The 17864-nt window shown below is 57.7% G+C and carries 15 protein-coding genes; 1 reads left to right on the top strand and 14 read right to left on the bottom strand.

The genetic code is table 11. The features are described from left to right. The first annotated feature begins 11 nt into the window (after window positions 1–11). Window positions 12–1163, top strand: a complete 1152-nt coding sequence (locus GO013_RS14675) for a hypothetical protein (protein WP_163812407.1) — start codon at window positions 12–14, stop codon at window positions 1161–1163. A gap of 3 nt (window positions 1164–1166) precedes the next feature. Here GO013_RS14675 and GO013_RS14670 read toward each other — a convergent pair whose 3' ends face one another. From GO013_RS14670 to GO013_RS14605, 14 genes are all read right to left on the bottom strand, one after another. Further along, window positions 1167–3251, bottom strand: a complete 2085-nt coding sequence (locus GO013_RS14670) for a hypothetical protein (RefSeq protein ID WP_163812405.1) — start codon at window positions 3249–3251, stop codon at window positions 1167–1169. Beyond that, complete coding sequence (locus GO013_RS14665; protein WP_163812403.1) at window positions 3248–5263, bottom strand: hypothetical protein; 2016 nt, start codon at window positions 5261–5263, stop codon at window positions 3248–3250. The genes GO013_RS14670 and GO013_RS14665 overlap by 4 nt, the downstream gene beginning before the upstream one ends. A gap of 5 nt (window positions 5264–5268) precedes the next feature. Continuing rightward, window positions 5269–6183 carry a methyltransferase domain-containing protein gene (locus tag GO013_RS14660; protein ID WP_163812402.1) on the bottom strand — a complete coding sequence of 305 codons (915 nt, stop codon included), beginning with the start codon at window positions 6181–6183 and terminating at the stop codon, window positions 5269–5271. Further along, window positions 6180–6950, bottom strand: a complete 771-nt coding sequence (locus GO013_RS14655; protein WP_163812401.1) for a glycosyltransferase family protein — start codon at window positions 6948–6950, stop codon at window positions 6180–6182. The genes GO013_RS14660 and GO013_RS14655 overlap by 4 nt, the downstream gene beginning before the upstream one ends. Continuing rightward, window positions 6947–8083 carry a glycosyltransferase family 4 protein gene (locus tag GO013_RS14650; protein WP_163812399.1) on the bottom strand — a complete coding sequence of 379 codons (1137 nt, stop codon included), beginning with the start codon at window positions 8081–8083 and terminating at the stop codon, window positions 6947–6949. The genes GO013_RS14655 and GO013_RS14650 overlap by 4 nt, the downstream gene beginning before the upstream one ends. Before the next feature lie 21 nt (window positions 8084–8104). Continuing rightward, window positions 8105–9178: an N-acetylneuraminate synthase family protein gene (locus GO013_RS14645; protein ID WP_163812397.1), complete on the bottom strand. Its 1074-nt coding sequence runs from the start codon at window positions 9176–9178 to the stop codon at window positions 8105–8107. 14 nt (window positions 9179–9192) lie between these two features. Next, window positions 9193–10122: an SDR family oxidoreductase gene (locus GO013_RS14640; protein ID WP_163812396.1), complete on the bottom strand. Its 930-nt coding sequence runs from the start codon at window positions 10120–10122 to the stop codon at window positions 9193–9195. Window positions 10123–10134: 12 nt separating this feature from the next. Next, on the bottom strand, window positions 10135–11442 hold the full coding sequence (locus GO013_RS14635; protein WP_239057891.1) for an aminotransferase class III-fold pyridoxal phosphate-dependent enzyme: 1308 nt from the start codon (window positions 11440–11442) through the stop codon (window positions 10135–10137). A 71-nt stretch (window positions 11443–11513) separates the two neighbouring features. After that, on the bottom strand, window positions 11514–12212 hold the full coding sequence (locus tag GO013_RS14630; protein ID WP_163812392.1) for a class I SAM-dependent methyltransferase: 699 nt from the start codon (window positions 12210–12212) through the stop codon (window positions 11514–11516). Between the two features lie 27 nt (window positions 12213–12239). After that, on the bottom strand, window positions 12240–13142 hold the full coding sequence (locus tag GO013_RS14625; protein WP_163812390.1) for an aldo/keto reductase: 903 nt from the start codon (window positions 13140–13142) through the stop codon (window positions 12240–12242). A gap of 1 nt (window position 13143) precedes the next feature. Continuing rightward, a complete protein-coding gene (gene pseB, locus GO013_RS14620; RefSeq protein ID WP_163812388.1) occupies window positions 13144–14142 on the bottom strand; it encodes a UDP-N-acetylglucosamine 4,6-dehydratase (inverting) in 999 nt (332 codons plus the stop codon). A 5-nt stretch (window positions 14143–14147) separates the two neighbouring features. Beyond that, entirely contained in the window at window positions 14148–15509 is a 1362-nt protein-coding gene (locus GO013_RS14615; RefSeq protein WP_163812386.1) for a DUF4910 domain-containing protein, read from the bottom strand. Further along, a complete protein-coding gene (locus GO013_RS14610; protein WP_163812384.1) occupies window positions 15506–17023 on the bottom strand; it encodes an amino acid adenylation domain-containing protein in 1518 nt (505 codons plus the stop codon). Before GO013_RS14610 ends, GO013_RS14615 begins: the two co-directional genes overlap by 4 nt. Beyond that, complete coding sequence (locus tag GO013_RS14605; protein ID WP_163812383.1) at window positions 17005–17862, bottom strand: sulfotransferase; 858 nt, start codon at window positions 17860–17862, stop codon at window positions 17005–17007. Before GO013_RS14605 ends, GO013_RS14610 begins: the two co-directional genes overlap by 19 nt. Window positions 17863–17864 lie beyond the last annotated feature (2 nt).

The following is a 17864-nucleotide window of genomic DNA, read 5'->3' as shown; positions in this document are numbered from 1 at the left end:
AAGGAGACCGTATGTCACTCTCTTCCCCTGTTTCGATTTTGGTCAATCCCGTGGAGAGCGGTCCCCGTTCCCCTTTGCGTCACGCGGCCCGATGCGGCTCATTCTGGTATTTCGTGGATGCGGACGGTTTGTATCGCATTGACGAGACGGCCTTATGCCGGTCTGATGCTTCGCTGCTCGAAGCTGAACGAATTCCCACTCCCGACGGGCATGTGGACGGCGTGTTGGCCTTCAAGGGGAGGCTGTTGATCGGTGTCGCACCGGCTCCACGGAATGATTGTGAATTGTATGTGGCCCGTCCCGGTGACACATGGCGTCCGGCAGGGGCGGTCCATGGCCGGTTGTATAACTGGTGCCGAGACAGTCAGGGGCGATATTGTTTCGTGGTCATTGATCCCATTGATAAGTTTCGGCCTGAACCACGGGCGATCCTCATGAGTGAAAATGGGGAGGATTGGCGCGAATTTGAAATGATTACCGCTGACGAAGCCAATCATGTCCATTCCATTTGTGTGGTGCGGGATCAATTGATCGTGTTGGTGGGAGACAGCCATTTCAACCATCTGTCCATTCGGGTGCTTCATGAGGACGGGACGTTGATTGCCGACCCGGCACAACGAACTCGTGTGTCCTTGGGATTGAGTCATCGAAGCCTGTATCGCGTGTTGCCACGGGGCGACGGTTCAGAATTGTACGCATTGGACGGGGCCACGGAATTGTATGATGCGCGTGGTGATTTCTGGAAAAGCGACTACGCCGAAGACAGCGGATGTCAGGTCGCGGCTCATTTGAATTTCCCGTGGGCGGAGCATCTGCTTTTTCTCGGCACATGGCGGCACAGCCCACCACACCCGTTTCCCTGCCTTTATATCATTCATGGGGATGCCGTCGGGAAATTCGTTGAATCTTCACAGCCGTTTACCCCGGAATACTCCTGGTTTGGTTTTCAGGACATGGATGGGACATTGACCTCTCCTGAAGCGGAATCCATGCTTGGTCGTTTCTGGCCCTGTGCCGGAGGTGTGAGCTTGTATCTGAAACCACTCACCGCGTCACAGACGCAGACCATGGGCGAACAGGGAATACCGTGCCTGAGCAGTGAGGACCTGCACGGGACCGACATTGTTTCCCTGCCAAAGCCTCCATTCATTTTCTCTACATAGAACCTATTGAAATTCAAGGGTTTTGATTAATTTCGTATACTTTTCGATTTCTGCAATCGTCAGATAGAGGCCCATGTCGTTTTCGGCGGTATCCGTATGGGACGTCCAAGCATCTGTCGGGAATCGATATGGAACATTCGTGCTGCCTGCGATCAGGTCATCAATGGCTTTGGCGGCACGTTCACAGGCGTGTCCGTCAATGGTCCCCCAGAAGGTGTTTTGCGCAAATTCCAGGCGTTCTTCGGTCATGGTACTTGTGTGCAGCGGTGTTTCCGAGAAGAAAGTGAGGAAATCTTCATAGGTGTTGACGATGGGAGTGAGCTGATGCAGAGGGTGCCGACTGCCTTCCTGCACCCAGTAGGCAATGGACGGGATACCGAGAAGGTGTGCTTCCACCGAGGTGGTTGATCCCGCATGCAGGAGCATGTCGCAGTGTCGGAGAATTTCGATCATGTATCCGTCACAGATGGTTTTTATGGGCAAATGGTTGTCCGCGATGAAGGTATCATACGCTTCGATGCGTTCACCGGGATGGACCTTGAGCAACACATTCCATTCATCACTGAAGTCATGGCAGAAGTGGCGCATGAAGGCGAACCACGCCGCGCGCCCTTCTTGAGCCTCGTCGATAATTTTTTGTGAATGTGCGAGCAGTTTGTGTGCGGCACTGCCTGCTTCCGGGATGGCTGTTTCCGCCTGGCGATCGGCATAGGACCATGGAGAAGCCATGATGAGCAGCTTTTTGTCGAGATCCAGATCGAGTTGGTCAAAAACGGTTTTTCTGTCAGGGAATAATTCGTTCAGGCTGTGTTGATCGTAGATGTCGAACGTCATGGCTCCGACAGCGCGGACCCGTTCCCCCGGCATGTGTCCTTCCGTCGATATGATACGACGAAAATCTTCGTTGAAGCCGATTTCAAGATCCACATAGGGCGAATAATCCTCGGTGCCGAGGGTCAGGCTTTTCCATTCGGGGGACCGTTCATCCCATGTTGGGCGGTAGATCAGTCCTTCTTCTCGTCGAACCACCTGAAGAATGCCGCGATCCGCCGCAAAATGACTTAGTGACCGCTGAATAGGGGTCGTTCGTGCGCCCCAAATGATGAGGTCCGGACGCAGTTCCACAATGCTGTTGCAGGTGGTGATATTCAGTGGACGGAGAATGACCTCGTGTCCGAGCCGTTCCAATTGGGCCATGAGCAGTAGGTCAATGAACAAGTCCCGTTGCTTGTACACCACGAAGAGCAGGATGCGTTTTGTTTCCCGAGGCCCGCTTCCAAGTGTGTACTCGCGGAGGTCTCCGAAAAATTCTTGATCGGAAACGGGGGCATCACATTGCTCGTTTGCCTGTATCTCATGGAGCCAACTGAATCGGTCGAGCGATTGCGCCGCATGAAGCAGGCCGTGTGCGGTCCATTCCTTTTTTGGAACATTCAGACGATGCAGGCGCACCAATGCCGGGTAGCACAAGGGGTCCACCTGAAGGACGGATCGGGCACAGTCTCGGGCCGCCACGTCATGACATGGGGCGTTCAGGAGCGTGTCAAAAAGTGTGGATGGCGGGACCGGGGTCGGCGCGTTTCTGGTCGTTGTCGTCAGCAACAGCCAGTTGATATCCGTGGCAACGTGCCGGGGGACGCATGAATGCCGGAGATATTCAGCAACTGTAAGTGTGTGGGCGGCAGTGCAGTGTTTCAGGATGTCGAGCTGCATGGGGTCTCGGACGATCAGGCCGGAAATTTCGGGCAGGAGCGCGGTCCATTGGGCTGCCACGGCGTGGCCGCGTTCGGAGAGCGGCAGGCGAGATGCGTCGAGCACCACCGGGACGGACAGCTGTGTCAGGAGTTTTTTCCATGACTCCACGGAACAGATCGGGGTCTCAAGTGCGAGGAGTGACGGGGTGGGAATGCACAGTATCGCATCGGCTTCGGGAAGCGGGGTACCTATCGTTTCAAATAGGTCGGCGGGATACGTTCCGGTCGAGGACTCGGGGCAGAAGAGTGACAAATGGACACCCATGGACCGGAGCGCGTCCAGCACTTCGCAGGCGTGGGTATCGAGTTTTTCGGCGAGGATGTTCAGTTTCATGCGGCGGCCCTCCGGGCGTGTCCTTTGGCCAGGCCGAGTATTTGCCAGCCGAGTTCGTAGGAATAGAGAATGTCGGGATGTCGGTTGCTCCGGCGGAAGGCTGTCCACCCCGCAGGCGAGCGGTATCGCCAGGTCGCCGTGTCACAGGCGGCCATGGCGCGTTCGATCATGGATTCGAATTCGTCCGGGCGGTGTGCCGCGATATCCCAGGCCGAAAGCAGGAGCATTCCTTTCTGATGGACGGCATAGGTCGTGGTGTCGATCCAGTATCCCTTTTCAGCATCATAGAAAAACGGGAGCAGGCCGCTGGGTCGCTGGACTCCGCGCCACCAGCGCAGGGACGTGGCCGCGCAGTCCACATATTCATGGGATGGAGTGTGTTCATTCAAGGCCATCATGGCCCATGCTCCATAACAATGTCTGGAAAATCCGGTGATGTGGCCGTCATCGGTGAATGTCCCGGCAGCCGGGCCGTGGGGCAATCGGCAGTGGTCCATGAGAAAGCGGCCTTCCTGTTTCGCGTCATCCAGATACCGGCGGTCGTCGGTGTGTTCATGGAGCGCAAGGGCGGACAGGATGGCATGGTTGCTGGCCTGTACTCCCTGTTTTTGGCCAATGGGGAACCGGTCTCGATACGTTGCGTACACTTTTTGTGCCGTGTTGAGCACGTCGGTGTCGTGCAGCAGGTCATACCCGGCGCACAGGGTGGCCGGGAGCAGGGCGCAACTGTATTGGTCGAGGTTGGTGGTCACTTCGTGAGAATCATATCCCAACTGGGTTCTGCCTTTGAGTTCGGCATTGAGCCAGTGCGCGGCTTGGGTAAGCTGGGCATCCCATTTGGTCAGTTCGGGCAAGAGTCGCTTGGCCTCAACAATCGCGTAGAGATTGCACAGCCCGTAATAATAGTGCGGTCTCTGGTCCGTCAGTCCGGAAGAAAGGTGCATGGCGCGTCGCCAGAATCCGAGATTCGAGTCAAAGATCGGTGCATTGAAAGCGGTGAATGCGAGGTCCATGGCAGTTGTTGCCAATGAGGACGATTCCAGTCTGGCGGACTGAGGCGATTCTGTTTGGTTTTCGGCTGTTTGGGAGGGAGACACTTTCGTTCTTCTGCTGTCAGTGTGCGTATGATGAAATGTCTTTTTCGCGAGTCGGTGGCACAGGTGCGTCAGTTGCGACGCTTTCTGGTCGAGCGGCGGAGCGAGGTCTCTGATATTCTGTGCTTCCCGCATGGCGCAGACCGCTTTGAAGCTGGCGAGAAGCGTTCCGGGTTCGACGAGAGTGACCCCCTGAATCGATGCCGTGTTGTTGTCCACGGAGAGGACTGGCTGTCCGGCGGCAAGGGCAAGGGCGAGTCGGCCATCCGAAGGTGTCCAGCCCAAGGGAAGCAGCACGGCGGAAGAAGTGCCCAGTTCAGTGACGATGTCGGTGACACGTGTCCATTCTGGATGGGTGGAGCCGTGAATGTGCAACGGGATGAGCGAAATGTTCGCGGCTGCGCATTCATCTATGATCCAACGGGGGATTTGGTCCTCCAATACGCCGAAAAGTAGGGGAATCCGGATCGATGGATGCCGGGCCTCGGTTTTGGCCGGAAACAGCGGGCCGGGTGGCAGGTCACTGACCAGAATTCCGGTAGGAAGAACGGTGTCTGTTGGTTGTGTGTCCGCCATTTGTGAAGAAAAGAGCCTGTTTGTGGTGGCTGAAGGAACCGGCGTACCGTGTTCGATGCAGTCGAACAGACAGGGAATGGACAGCGATCGGCACAGTCCGGCCAATTCCCCGGCGGGCTGGCGGCAGATGAGGCAATCATATCGGCCTGCAATGGCGGCGAGGTCGTGGATGTCTTCGGGCGCGTGGCATTGCGCGAACGGAGCGGTCATGACCTCGGGTGCCACGGATGCCGGACCCGGAATCAGATGGAACAGGTCGGTTTGACAGCCTGTGCCGTGGAGCAGTCGGGCAAAGGTGGCGCTTCGCAGGTCGGGAAATTGTTGAACAAAAAGTACGCGCATGGCGATCAATCCAGTGTGTCGAGAAAGGTACTGGCAATGATGGCGTGTTCTTTTCGCAGACAGGGCAGTCCGTCCAGAATCGGATACACCACCATGCATTCCGGGCAAAACAGGTGCCCGGCATGAGAGATCAGCGGCGAAGTGCAGCTCGGGCAGGCGAAGCCGGGAGATGGTGCGGGCTGAGCCGAGGGCTTTTCGAGCAACAGCATCATGGTCCGTCCCTTGTGGGTTTTCTCCAGCAGATGATGGGCGAGGATGCTGAACCCTGCATCCTGTGCGTGGCTGGCCAGATTTCGGCAATAGAGATGGGTGTCCATGTGGTCCCGCATGGCTGGAGTGGCGAGTTCATAACACGGTTCCACCAGCGCCGCGTACCGGCGCGTCACTCGGTGTATTTCAGCCAGAATCGTGTGTTCGGCTCCCCGGTTCGGTTCGATGGAATGCGACGTGAACACCATGTCATAGGCATTGTCGGGCACCGGGAAATGCGTCATTTCTCCCATGAAAAATGTCCCGTTAAGGGCGTTTTTTGTCGCGAAGTGCCGGGCGTATTTGACGCGGGACCAGGAAATGTCAAATCCGGCAATGGTGGATGGCGGGGTGGACAGTTCATTGACCACATGGACCAGCGTGGTTCCCTCGCCACAGCCTGCTTCCAGCAGCGAATCGAAAGTGACGTCACCCAGAGAATTGACGATGTCCCGTGCCCGTGCCTTTTGGAATTCCGGTGCCCCCGGATCGGAGAGGGCCGCGATATAGGACCCGGTTTGCAGGTCGTAACTCTTGAGAATCATTTGGGCGGACACCATGTCTGTGCCGGTTTCCTTTCGGATGTATCGGATGAGGTTGGTGCCCTTGTCATATTCTCGTTTGAGTTCGGCCATGGAAATATCAGATTCGTGTCGTGGTTGGCGTGTCATTTTGGGTCTTCCCTGTTCAGTTGGGCATCGGCTTTCAGACTGGTCTCGTATCCTTCGTTCCGGCGAATGTCCTGGTTGATTGTCTCAAGCTCCGGGTGTGCGTCGAGAACGGCCAGAATGTCCTGCATCCGTGCGGTGGCCGGATCGATATGGTCGAAAATGTGGCGCATGAAGTCCATGTCTTGCGGTTCATCCACGGTCCAGCGCAGGTGGGACAGGTCCGTGGGCGAGACAATGGATTCAAGCCGGAATCGGTCGGGATGGGTCCAGATGAAGGGCGTGACGTGTTCCCGCTCGGACGGTTTGCGTGCTGATTCCCATGCCTGTTCGAGCACGGCCCGGGAAAAGACTTCCACATCCAGCCCGTCAGGATAACTCGGGTTCGGATACGCCGTGCTTACGTAGTCGCAATCCCCGTGTTCATGTCGGCGCAGGCAGTGGTCGATGAGGTCAGGGTCCACCAGCGGGCAATCCCCGGTGATTCTGACCACGGTGTCCGCCTGATGGGTGCGGGCAGCCATCACGTATCGGTCGAGCACGTCGTCAAGACTGCCCCGGACAACCGGATATCCGGCAGCGTGAACCATGTCGGCCAGTGCGTCGTCGCTGGGTTCCCGTGACGTGGCCAGCACCACGGTGTCGGCCATGCTTTGGCTGGCTCGGGCAAGGACGTGCAGGATCATGGGCTGTTCAGCCAGTGGATGCAGCACCTTGCCCGGCAGTCGGGATGACCCGGTTCTCGCTTGTATGATGATGACGTTTTTCATGCTGTCCGTCCGTGGAAAAGATGTGCTGTTTCCGTCGTCAATTGCAGGATGCGGGCCGAATTGTGCAGCCAGTCGCCGTCCTGTCGAACCAATGTCTTTCCGGCGTGGCCCAGTGAGTGACGTGCGTCGCGAGACAGGGATGCCATGGAGATGAGTGTGTCGGCCAATGCCTGTGCATTCCCCACCGGGACGAGGTGTCCGCATTGGGAACGGGTGACCCATTCCCGATTGCCGGGGATGTCCGTGGCAATGACTGGCAGGTTCGAGACCATGGCTTGCAGCAGGGAAATGGAACTGCCGTCCACGCTGGAGCTGCTCACGTAGATGTCGGCGGCGGCCAGACTGATCGAGAGTGCCTCCTGATCGAGCCATCCGGCGAAATGGACGCGGTCGGCAATGCCGAGCGTTGCGGCCCGGGCAATGAGTTCATCGGTCATGCTGCCAGTTCCACCCATGTGGAGAAAAAGGTGCGGGTGATGCCGCAGGGCCGTTGCAAACCCGGAGAGTGTGACCATCGGATGATACAGCGGGTCGTGGCGGCGATTGGAGAGCACGAGGATATCCGTGTCCACATTCAATCCCAGTTCGGCACGTAGAGCAACGGCGCGGTCGGTTTTTTCCGAAGACGGGGCAAATCGATTCAGGGAAATGCCGTAGGGCACGCAGAGAATGGGCGTGGATTGGGTGACGCCGAGCTGCCTGACCTGATCGATGAGAAATCGGCTGTCCACCAACACACTGGATGCGTGGGTGAGGGTGTGGCGCACCGCGTCCATGCGTCGGGTGTCCTGCCGGGCATTCAAGAGGATATCAAAGGCCATGCAGACCGCGACCACCGGCCCGGTCTGGAGTCTGGTCGCGGCATAGCCTGCCGTGTCCAGTGGCCCGGCAAACAACACGTCCGGGGCGAATGTCGTGATCGGTCCCTGCATGGCATCGAGAGCAGTCTCCACCTCCTGTGGCGAGGTCCGTGGGGCTGACGGTTGCCAGAGTATTTCGGTGCCTTCGGGAAGCGATAATGGGGCGTGGGGCGAGAGCGGGAGCACACCCACGGTGTGTCCGGCATCACGAAACATCCGGGCAAACCGAATGATGTGCGGATTGATTTGATCGCAAACAATGACAGTACGCATGACGATGTCCCTGTGTGTGGCCTACCTGGCCACCAATGCGTCCCAGCGCAGTTCTTCACCCTGCTCGAAGGCACGATGGGCAAAGCTGCCCACGACCTGATCCGTGTCCCATGGTGAAATGGACCCTGCCGGGGCCGGACGGAGTGCGGAGAGCATGGCTTTGGTGATGCGTTCGCCTTGGGCGATGGGACGGGCGGCCCGCAGACAACGCCGTTGCAGACAGACGGTTTCCGCCTCGTTGGCTTCGACCTGTTTGAGCGGCGATCCCATGGCCTGTTCCAATTCCCGTGCCCGGTCCACCATGTCTCGCCAGGTGGTGGGTGTCATGGAAAATCCATGGTCCGGTCCGGTCCGGGTTTCGTCGTCCGTGAAATGTTTTTCCACCACCCGTGCGCCCAGTGCGATGGCTCCGAGTACCGTGGTCAGGCCCGGCGTGTGATCCGAGAGTCCCAGTATGAGATCAGGATACAGGGTCGCGTAACTTTTGAGCACGTTCAGGTTGATGTGCGCGAAATTGTCCGTGCTGCCGGTGTAATTGGTGTTGCACTGCATGAGGACCAGTTGGGAATTGGTCTGGAGGATGTGGTCCACGGACCGGCAGACTTCATGAAGGGATGCCGCGCCCGTGGCCAGCAGGACCGGTTTGTTTTTTGTGGCGATGTATTCCAGCATTTCGGCCCAATCAATGTCCCCGGACCCGATCTTGTACGCTGGCACGAATTCGTCCAGCAGATCCACGGCCTCGAAGTCGTAGGGGGTGGAAAAGAAATGGATGTTGTTGTCGATGCAGGCCTGATGCAGGGTGGCGGTCCATGTGCGGGGCACGGACGCATCGGCATAGACTTCGGACACGGATTTGCTCCACGCGGCCTGATGACTGGCCTTGCCACCCAGTCGGTCGAATCCTTTCTGGCTGACGATCTTGTCTGCGGTGAAGTGTTGGAATTTGGCGGCATCGGCTCCGGCTTCGGCAGCCAGTCGAATGAGTTCCACGGCCCGGTCGAGGTCGCCGTCGTGGTTGGCCGCGATGTCGGCGATGAAATAGGTGGGGGTATCCGCCCCGATGCGTCGATCCTGAATGGATATGGTGTGCATGGCGTTTCCTTGGGTTATGCGTGCAATGCGTTGGTGATGGTCGTGCCCAGACCCGACCGTGCCAGATCGTGCATCCGGCGGATGTCCGCCTGAACCGTGGTCTCGGTGCCCAACAGGGTGCTCAGGCGGCTGCCGTTCAGTGCGGAATTGGCCGGGCGGGGGGCCGTGAACGGGATGTTGTCAAGACTTCCCGGCATCACGAGTCTCGGGGCGTATCCCCATTGGTGCATCAGGGCGCGGGCAAAATCGTATTTGCTGATGCTGTCGGTGGAGGCCGCATGATAGGTGCCGGTTAGTCCGGTGTCCAGACAGCGCATGATGATGTCTCCCAGTGTATTGACCAACACTGGGGCGAAAATCGCGTCCGTGAATCCGGTGAATGGGGTGCCGGTTTTCCCGTTATCCAGAATCCATCTGGCCAGTCCGTGCCCCGGACGACCGGTCAGGCCGAAGATGGTGGTCCGCAGGATGAGCGGGTCGGGATGTGCATCCCGAGCGAGCTGCTCTCCCTGAAGTTTGGAGCGACCATACATATTGATCGGCTCCGGTCGATCCTGTTCCGTATACCCGCCGTGAATACCGTCGAACACTGCGTCGGTGGAGATGACGACCAGTCGGGCCGAGACCGATGCGCTTGCCCGGGCCACCAGCCCGGTGGCGTGGGCATTCAATTGCATGGCTGTGTCCGGTTCGGTCTCGCAGCGATCCACCGAGGTCATGGCCGCGCAATGGATCACGATGTCGGGATGGGTGGCTTCAATGGTGAGGGCAATGGACACGGGGTCCGCCAGATTCATGGGACGACAGACCACGCCGGAGAGGTGGACTGGATGCGTCATGAACGTGCCGATAACGCGGCAGGTCTCCCGCAGCATCAGGGCGAGGTTCAGCCCGAGCATCCCGGAGACACCGGTGATGAGGATGGTGGGTGTGTGGTGTGTCATGCCGTGTGTCCCCTAGGCCAACCGGGTGAAGCCGCTTGCCGCTGGTGCGCCGTGGAGTTGTTTGGCTGGGTCATCCGATTGGAGGGCCGTGGCGACCTGTTTGAAGGCCGCGTCCGTTGCCTCGGCATAGCGTTGGATGTGCGCTTCGGTATGCGCGCTCATGGCGTAGAACAGAGAGCTGGCAAGGATGCCGCGTTCAAGCATGGCCTCCACGAACAGGGCCTTGCACAGGTCGTGCTGTTCGGCAAATTGGAAATGGCCCATGGGGTCCATGCCGCCGATGGAGATATCCAGGCCGTGCGTGGTGGCGGCGGTCTGCCAGATCTGTTTGACCGCGCGTCCGAGACGACCGAGTTCCTCGAAGGGCATGTCCCGTTCGAGAATGTCCAGCGTGGCCAAAGCTGCCGTGGGACCGATGCGTTCAGTCCAGTTGGTGCTGCTGATAAAGGAATTCTGTGCTTCGTTCATGACGGATCGGGTGCCGATGACCGCCGCGATGGGGTAGCCGTTGCCCATGGCCTTGGCAAAGACCGCCATGTCCGGGGTCACGGACGTGATGAAAGCGTGTGCCCCGCCGAGTCCGAGCCGGAATCCTGCGGAGATTTCGTCAAAGATCAGGACCGCGCCGCACTTTTTGGCCTGTGCCGCTACATGGTCGAGAAATCCGGGGTCGGGTCGGGTACTGCGCATGGGTTCCATGACAATGGCGGCCAGCTCGCCGTTGGTCTCGTCAATGATCCGGTCCAGTTTTTCCGGGTGATTGTAGGTGAATGGACGAGCGGTTCCGGCCAATTCCTGCGGGACACCCCCGGCGTCCAGTCCGTGCAACAGATGCCCTCCCAGACTGTCTTTGCGTAGATTGGCGGCCAGATACCAGTCATGCCAGCCGTGGTAGCCGCAAAAGGCGATGGTGCTCCGTCGGGTCGCTGTTCGGGCAATGCGCACGGCTACGGCCATGGCCTCGCCGCCCGAGCGGGTCAGCCGGACCATGTCGGCCCAGCCGTGGATGTCGCACAGCCGTTCGGCGAGCAACACCTCTTCCGGGCAGTTCAGGCTGGATGCCACGCCGTTTTTGACGGTTTCGAGTACGGCCGCGTCCACTTCGGGATTGGCATAGCCGAGGATGGTGGCACCAATGCCGCCGATGCTCATATCCAGATAGGTGGTGCCGTCCAGATCGCGGACCGTGGCGCCGCTGGCCTTGGAAAAGTATCCGGGCCATGCGCCGAGTGAGAATTGGTCAGGCCGTTTGGAGAGCAGTTGGGTCATGCCCGGAATGACCGAGGCCGCCCGTTGTTGCATGTCATTGTTTCGAGACATGATTGTTCCTGTGTGTTTATACATTTGGTGCCGATGACGCCGGTGGCAGTAAAAGGGATGCTTCGGAGCGTTTAGAGACTGTCTGCAAAACCCTGTTCACAGTCCTTGCGAAGGATGGTTACCTGAACGCGGTCCTGCCGTGCTGCATCGAAAGTATATGTTGATTTGTATTTATAGGTTTGGTGAACGACATTGTACTGCGGGTGCCAGAGAAACATCGATTGATAGGGCATTTTATGGGTGAAGAGTCCCTCTTGGTGATGGTACTTTCTTCTGACCGGATATTCCGAATCAAAGTCGGTGATGTAGAGAATGCCCTTGTCGGCGAGCAGCGCGTCAACGGCTGCCGCGATGTTGAAAAGTTCTGCCTGACTGGTCCATGAAAGGAAATGTCCGAGGATGATACAGTCGAATTGCTCGTCCTTGATGGGCGGATTGTTGGCCACTCCCACTTCGAGGTGAATGTCGGGATACAGCTCCTGTCCTTTGAGGATGGCCTTGCGCGACGGGTCGAAGCCAGAGCCTGCCGAGCCGAATTTTTCGCGAAAGGCGTCGCACCGAAAACCCGTCATGCATCCGACATCCAGCAGTTTTTTGGGTGCGGCCAATCCCAATGATTCATGGATAGCGACGATATAGTCGTTTTCATGATTTTCTTTTTCATTTTCCGGTGAGAAATTGCGCATGAAATAACCATCGGCGGCATTGAGGCTGAACGCTTCTTCCTGTGTCATGGTGGATGAATGCTTTTTCATTGGATGCTCTGACATGCTGTCTCCTTGTCTCCATTCAAAGCGTTATTTTGCAGAAGGCCACAAACTGGGGTTCAATACATTGTCAGGAACAGCGGATAACTGGGTGCGAAAATCGGCATAGGCTGTCGAGGAGAATGGATGTTCAAAGGCGTGGACATTCTGGAGGAGCTGGGAACTATTTAGCGCACCGAAAATGATGTGTGCTGAAGGGAATGCCTTTCGAACATAGGCCATGGCCGCCACTGTTGGGTCCATGCCGTGTGTGGTGGCAATGGTCCGATATCGTGCCACATGGGGCTGTGCATACGCCATGTGGGGGGGCAGGGATTCAGAATCCATGGTGAGCAGCCCTTGCAGGAACACGGAACGAACCATGAGCCGGACCCCGCGTGTTTCGGCGGTGCGCAACACGCCGGCCTTTTCAAAACGGGTGTCCATGGCGTTTCCGGGAATCTGGAGGACTGACAACAGGGGCTTCTCTAACGCGGACAGGGCGTATTTCGGAGAATAGACGGAAATTCCTCCATGTTTGGTCAGCCCGGCGTCCAACACGGTTTGCAGGGTTGTTTCAATCGCCGTGTCCCATCGGTCAAGGATGGTTTCGTCATGAAGTAGCAGGGCGTCCAGCGGTCGGCCAAGACGGTCTACCGAGGTCTGGACTGCGTGCAGGACCGCCGAGGTGTCAGCGGGGTCGATGGCGGGATCAAGCTTGCTCGTCACGGTCGCGACCCCCTTTTCATCGAGTGCGCGCAGGGCACGGCCAAGCACCCGTTCACTGCATCCGTAGTGCGATGCCGTGTCAAAGCGGTGGACGCCGGTTTGCAACGCTTCGTTGACCAGTGCCAACGCCGCGTCATCCCGGACTCTCCCCTGGGTGTTGGCAATGCCGTAGTCCATGCCAAGCTGGGCTGTGCCCATGACGAGCCTGTTCACGCCGGTGTTCATGCTATTTTGCGTCCTTGGTTTCATATGCATCGAGAATCCGGCGGAATTCGTCCTGGCTCAACAGCCATTCCTTGGAGCTGGATTCATATTCGAAATCATCGGGAACCGGGATGCCTTCCTGGGTATATTCTTCCTGCGTGCCGTATCGTCTCGGCGGCAGAATGGTGTAGTATTTCTCATATTCCAGGGTATTTCTGGCCTCATCCTTGGGAATGAGCACTTCGTGGATTTTCTCTCCCGGGCGAATGCCGACGACATCGATTTCGCAGTCGGGACAGACCGTTTTGGCCAGGTCAACGATATTCATGGTCGGGAGTTTGGGAACAAAAATTTCGCCACCCACCATGGTTTTCATGCGATCGAGGCAAAAATGAACACCGTCTTCGATTCGAATCCAGAATCGGGTCATGCGAGGGTCGGTTACCGGGATGGAGCCGGAGTCCCGATATTTCATGAAGACGGGAAGCACGCTGCCCCGGCTGCCCAGGACGTTGCCATACCGGACCACGCTGAATCGGGTGCCGTATTGGCCAGAATAGGCATTGCCCGCGATAAAGAGCTTGTCCGAACACAGCTTGGTGGCCCCGTACAGATTGAGCGGGTTGACCGCCTTGTCCGTGCTCAGAGCCAGCACCTTTTTGACATTGCATTCAATGGCGGTCTCAATGAGATTCTGTGCGCCGATGACATTGGTCTGAATGAATTCGAACGGATTGTATTCGGCGGCCGGAACCTGTTTGAGTGCGGCGGCATGAACCACGTAATCAACGCCCTTGAGCGCGATTCGCAAGCGGCGTTCGTCGCGGATGTCGCCTAGAAAATACCGCAGACAGGGGTACTCCTTGTCGGAAAACCGTTGTTCCATCTGGAACTGTTTCAACTCATCCCGACTGAAGATGATGAGTTTGTTGGGAGTATAGGTGTTGAGGATGTTTTCCACAAAGGACTGACCAAAGGAGCCGGTCGCGCCGGTCACGAGTATATTACTGCCGTTGAACATAGACATTACCTTGCTGATGAAAGTTGGTGCCGGGAAGCGGCGGAAGAATCGGCCAATGCCGGTTTGGTCCATGGACTGGTGTCAGGAAAGACCGGTTTGATGAGTTCGTGTTCAAGAAAGATTGTGGCCAGCCGTTTGGCGTGGGCAAAGGAGATGCCGATGGCCTGTGCCAGATGGGCGAGATCCAATGTGCCATCCGCATATGTCAGAAAATCGAGCATTGGTTCGACGGTTTCGCCAGAGTGAATATCACTGAGGGTCGGGTACAAACCGCGTTTTCCCAACTGGGGAATGCAGGTCGTTGTTGTTTGATAGTGTTGATTGGCTTCCAGTGCCGAGAAAAAGTGCTGCATGACTTCGAATGTCGAGCCAAGCGTGTCCGTCGTGACGAAATTCAGATCGTCCAGGGACGTATGGTATTCCGGGAACTGCCGGTACAGCGTTTTTTCAAAGGAAATGAACGGGAGGTCTATACCCGGACTGTTGAATTGTTGTTCATCGCTTTCCCGGTCCAGAAAGGAATATGCACGGTGATTTTTCGTGTGCTCCCGGAGGATGGTTTCAGCGAGAAAGTCCATGTGGGTATCGCCCTTTTTGGAATGGACCATACTGAAATTTCCCGCATCACCGCAACAGGTCAGGAGCAGGCCGCCAACGCACCGTTCCCTGAGTCGTTCAAGATGCCGATGGATATAGCAGATGGAGCCGATGGTCTCCGGCCCGAGGTAGAAGCGGTAGGAAAATTCCCGATCCTTTTTTTCAGCCAGCCAAGCCGCCAGGCCTACAAGGGTGACCGGGCCGGACAGCTCGTTGTTGCACATGGATGGATGGCAGGTGTACGAGGTGACCAGAATCTCTTCGGCGCGTCGGCCCGGCAGGAACAGTTCGCCATAGGTGAGACTTCCGGGTTCCAGCCGACTTTTGATGACCGCCCTATATGTTCCGGGCTTGAGCGTCTTCCGTTGGGCGTGTGGCAGGCAGAATCCCCACCGTTTTTCATAATAGCTGGTCACGTAGGGGATGGCCTCGGGCAGGTCTTCTCGTGAATACAGATGCGGCTGGAGTTCGTCGAGTGATAGCGTCGTGTCCACCGGCACGGAATAGTTCAGGACATGCAGGGAGTGATCCTTGAAATCCACGATCCGGTCTCCGTCGGGACCGATGAGATAGGCCTCGTCGATGTTCCATTCGTCGGGCACGGTCCAGTCATAGCAATTGGTGCCGCTTGGAATTTCGTGCAGGGTCAGGTCCGGCACGATCTCCTTGAAGTAGTTGAGGGTTTGTCGCACCCCGTCGCCGGTAATACTCCGGCAGATGGGGTACAGGTCCCGCATCCATTGATGCAGAATATGTCCGTTGATAGTCATTGTGTATCCTTCATTGCGTGGCGGATGAGACGCTTCTTGTCGATTTTTCCGGACGTATTTTTGGGCAGCGCGTCGAAAGTGAGAATGTCCTTGGGGAGCATGTAACTTGGCAGCGCATTTTTCAAGTGTTCCGAGATGGTGTGTGTCGAAATATCGGTTTTCGGGATCATGGTGACACAGAGAACCAGTCGGTTTTCCACGGCGGGATCAGGAATGGCGATGGCCGAGGCCTCCAGCACTCCGGGCACAGCATGGGCGGCGTGTTCCAGTGAGAGAAGGCTGACCCGGTAGCCTCTGGTCTTGACCGTATCATCTCCACGGCCTGCAAAAAAGAGGGTGCCATGAGCATCTCGGTGGACCATGTCGCCAGTCCGATAGACGCGGCGGTTCCGGAGTTCCGGGGTCGTGACCGTGGTGGCGGTCTGTGTCGCCTGCGGACTGCCGTGGTATTCGGTCATGAGCTGCGGTCCTTCGAGCACCAGTTCGCCGTCAGCCGGAGCATTGGTGAGCAGGGAATCATCCCTGTCGATCAGGTGCGCGTGCATTTCGGGGAATGGCACACCGAGGGCAACCGTGGGGTGTGGTGACCGGGTTTCGACCGTCACTTTCTGGAACAGACAATAGACCGTTGCCTCGGTCGGCCCATACAGATTGTACACATCGAGCGAGGGTTTCCAGTCAAAGAGTTGGTGCCTCGTGCTTTCGGGAAAAGCCGCTCCACCGAGCACCACGCATTCAAGGTGGTCGAGTGGAAATCGGCGCAAAATCGCTCCGGCGGAGAGCAGGATGCTGAAGGTGCTCGGCACGGTGGACACAAAGGCCACGGCATGACGGTTCATGGCCCCCACGATGTCCATGATGGTGGGTGCGCCGGGAAGACAGACCATGGGCGATCCCGCTGCCAACAGCATGACGATGTCGAGTACGGATTGGTCAAAGGAGAAATTCGCCACATTGAGCAGCGGTTTTCGGGCGTATGGTCTGAATTCGGTCAGGCACCAGTCCGTGAAATGGCTGAGTGCGCCGTGGGAAATGACAACGCCCTTGGGGATTCCGGTCGAGCCGCTGGTAAAAATGATATATGCGGGCGCGTCTTTTTGGGGTGGAATCGCCTGAAATGGGCGGTCCGATGCCAGGTCGTCAAACAGACAGGTCGGACCGTTGCCGATGGCCGGGATACCCGGCTCGATCACGGTCAGGTCCGGGGAAAGTTGGGTGAGAATTGTCGCGATATAGGGCGTTGGCAGATGTGCATCAAGAGGAGTATACGCCGCGCCGGAGAGCATGACACCGACCATGCACGCGAGAAAATCGAAGCCCCGGGTCATGCGAATGGCCACGCGATGCCCCGGCCCGATGCCCTGTTCGGCCAGAGCTGCGGCTGTTTGGGTGGCCCGGTGGTGCAACGCGGCAAAGGAATATGTCTGCGTCGGCGTGATGATCGCCGGAGCGTCCTCCACAGTGCGAACCGTGTGGGCAAACCGTTCGGGGAGCATCATCGCGACACCGTCCATGGTGCGTCGGTCGCATACCCGAGCGTCTGGAGCATGTCCTGTCCCAATGCTTTGAACTGTGTCCTGAGCGTCTCGTCCCACTGGGTCCAATGGGGCAGGACGCGGGATTTTCGGGCGTTGACCTTGGTTTCGAGCAGGGTTGAGGCTTGGGAGAGGGAGCGGTCCATGTCCAGAAAATCGGCGATCTCGACCAGTCCTTCGGGGGTGACCATACGGTGCATGGGCATGGTCAGGACGGCATCCGACGGCCAGGTCGTCAATCCGTCCCGGATGATGCGGTTGGTTTCCGCCCAGAGCCAGACGTTTTTTTCAAAGGGCGAAAAGTGTTCCCATCTGGCCGCGTCCGGTGCTTCCGGTGTGGGAGCCAGTCGGCCCATGGCCACGTACCGTTCCACCGGATGCAGTGGCCGGGGATCAAGGTACCCGACCGGCATGGGATCGGGCACTTCATCGACGTAGGCAGATCGGACGAAGTCGCGGCCATCCCGGTGGATGAAGAGGAGTTTTGATTCCGGGAAAATCGTTCTCAGAGCGGCCACAAATGGACTATAGTAATAGGCGATTTCAACGAAATGGGTCAGGGCTTTTTGTTCGATCAGCTCGCGAATCTGTGGCAGCCGTTTTTCGCGAAGGATATCGGCGGCCAGTGCGGGCTGTTCATACGCTAGCCGGTTTTCCAGTGTCAAAGCGGGAAGGATCTGCGGTCCTTGGCTGTGCACGTCGCGGAGTTGTCCTTCGTTGAGCGCGAGTGACGAATCGTCCGCGTTCAGAAAGAGTCCGAGCAGGGTGGTGGCGCACCGTCCGGTGCTGACGACGAATGTGGGGGCACAGCGATTCATGA

The organism is Pseudodesulfovibrio sp. JC047 (genome assembly GCF_010468615.1).
Taxonomy (GTDB): Bacteria; Desulfobacterota; Desulfovibrionia; order Desulfovibrionales; family Desulfovibrionaceae; genus Pseudodesulfovibrio.
The sequence above is the reverse complement of the archived record's forward strand: the minus strand, read 5'-3'. Positions and strand labels throughout refer to the sequence as shown.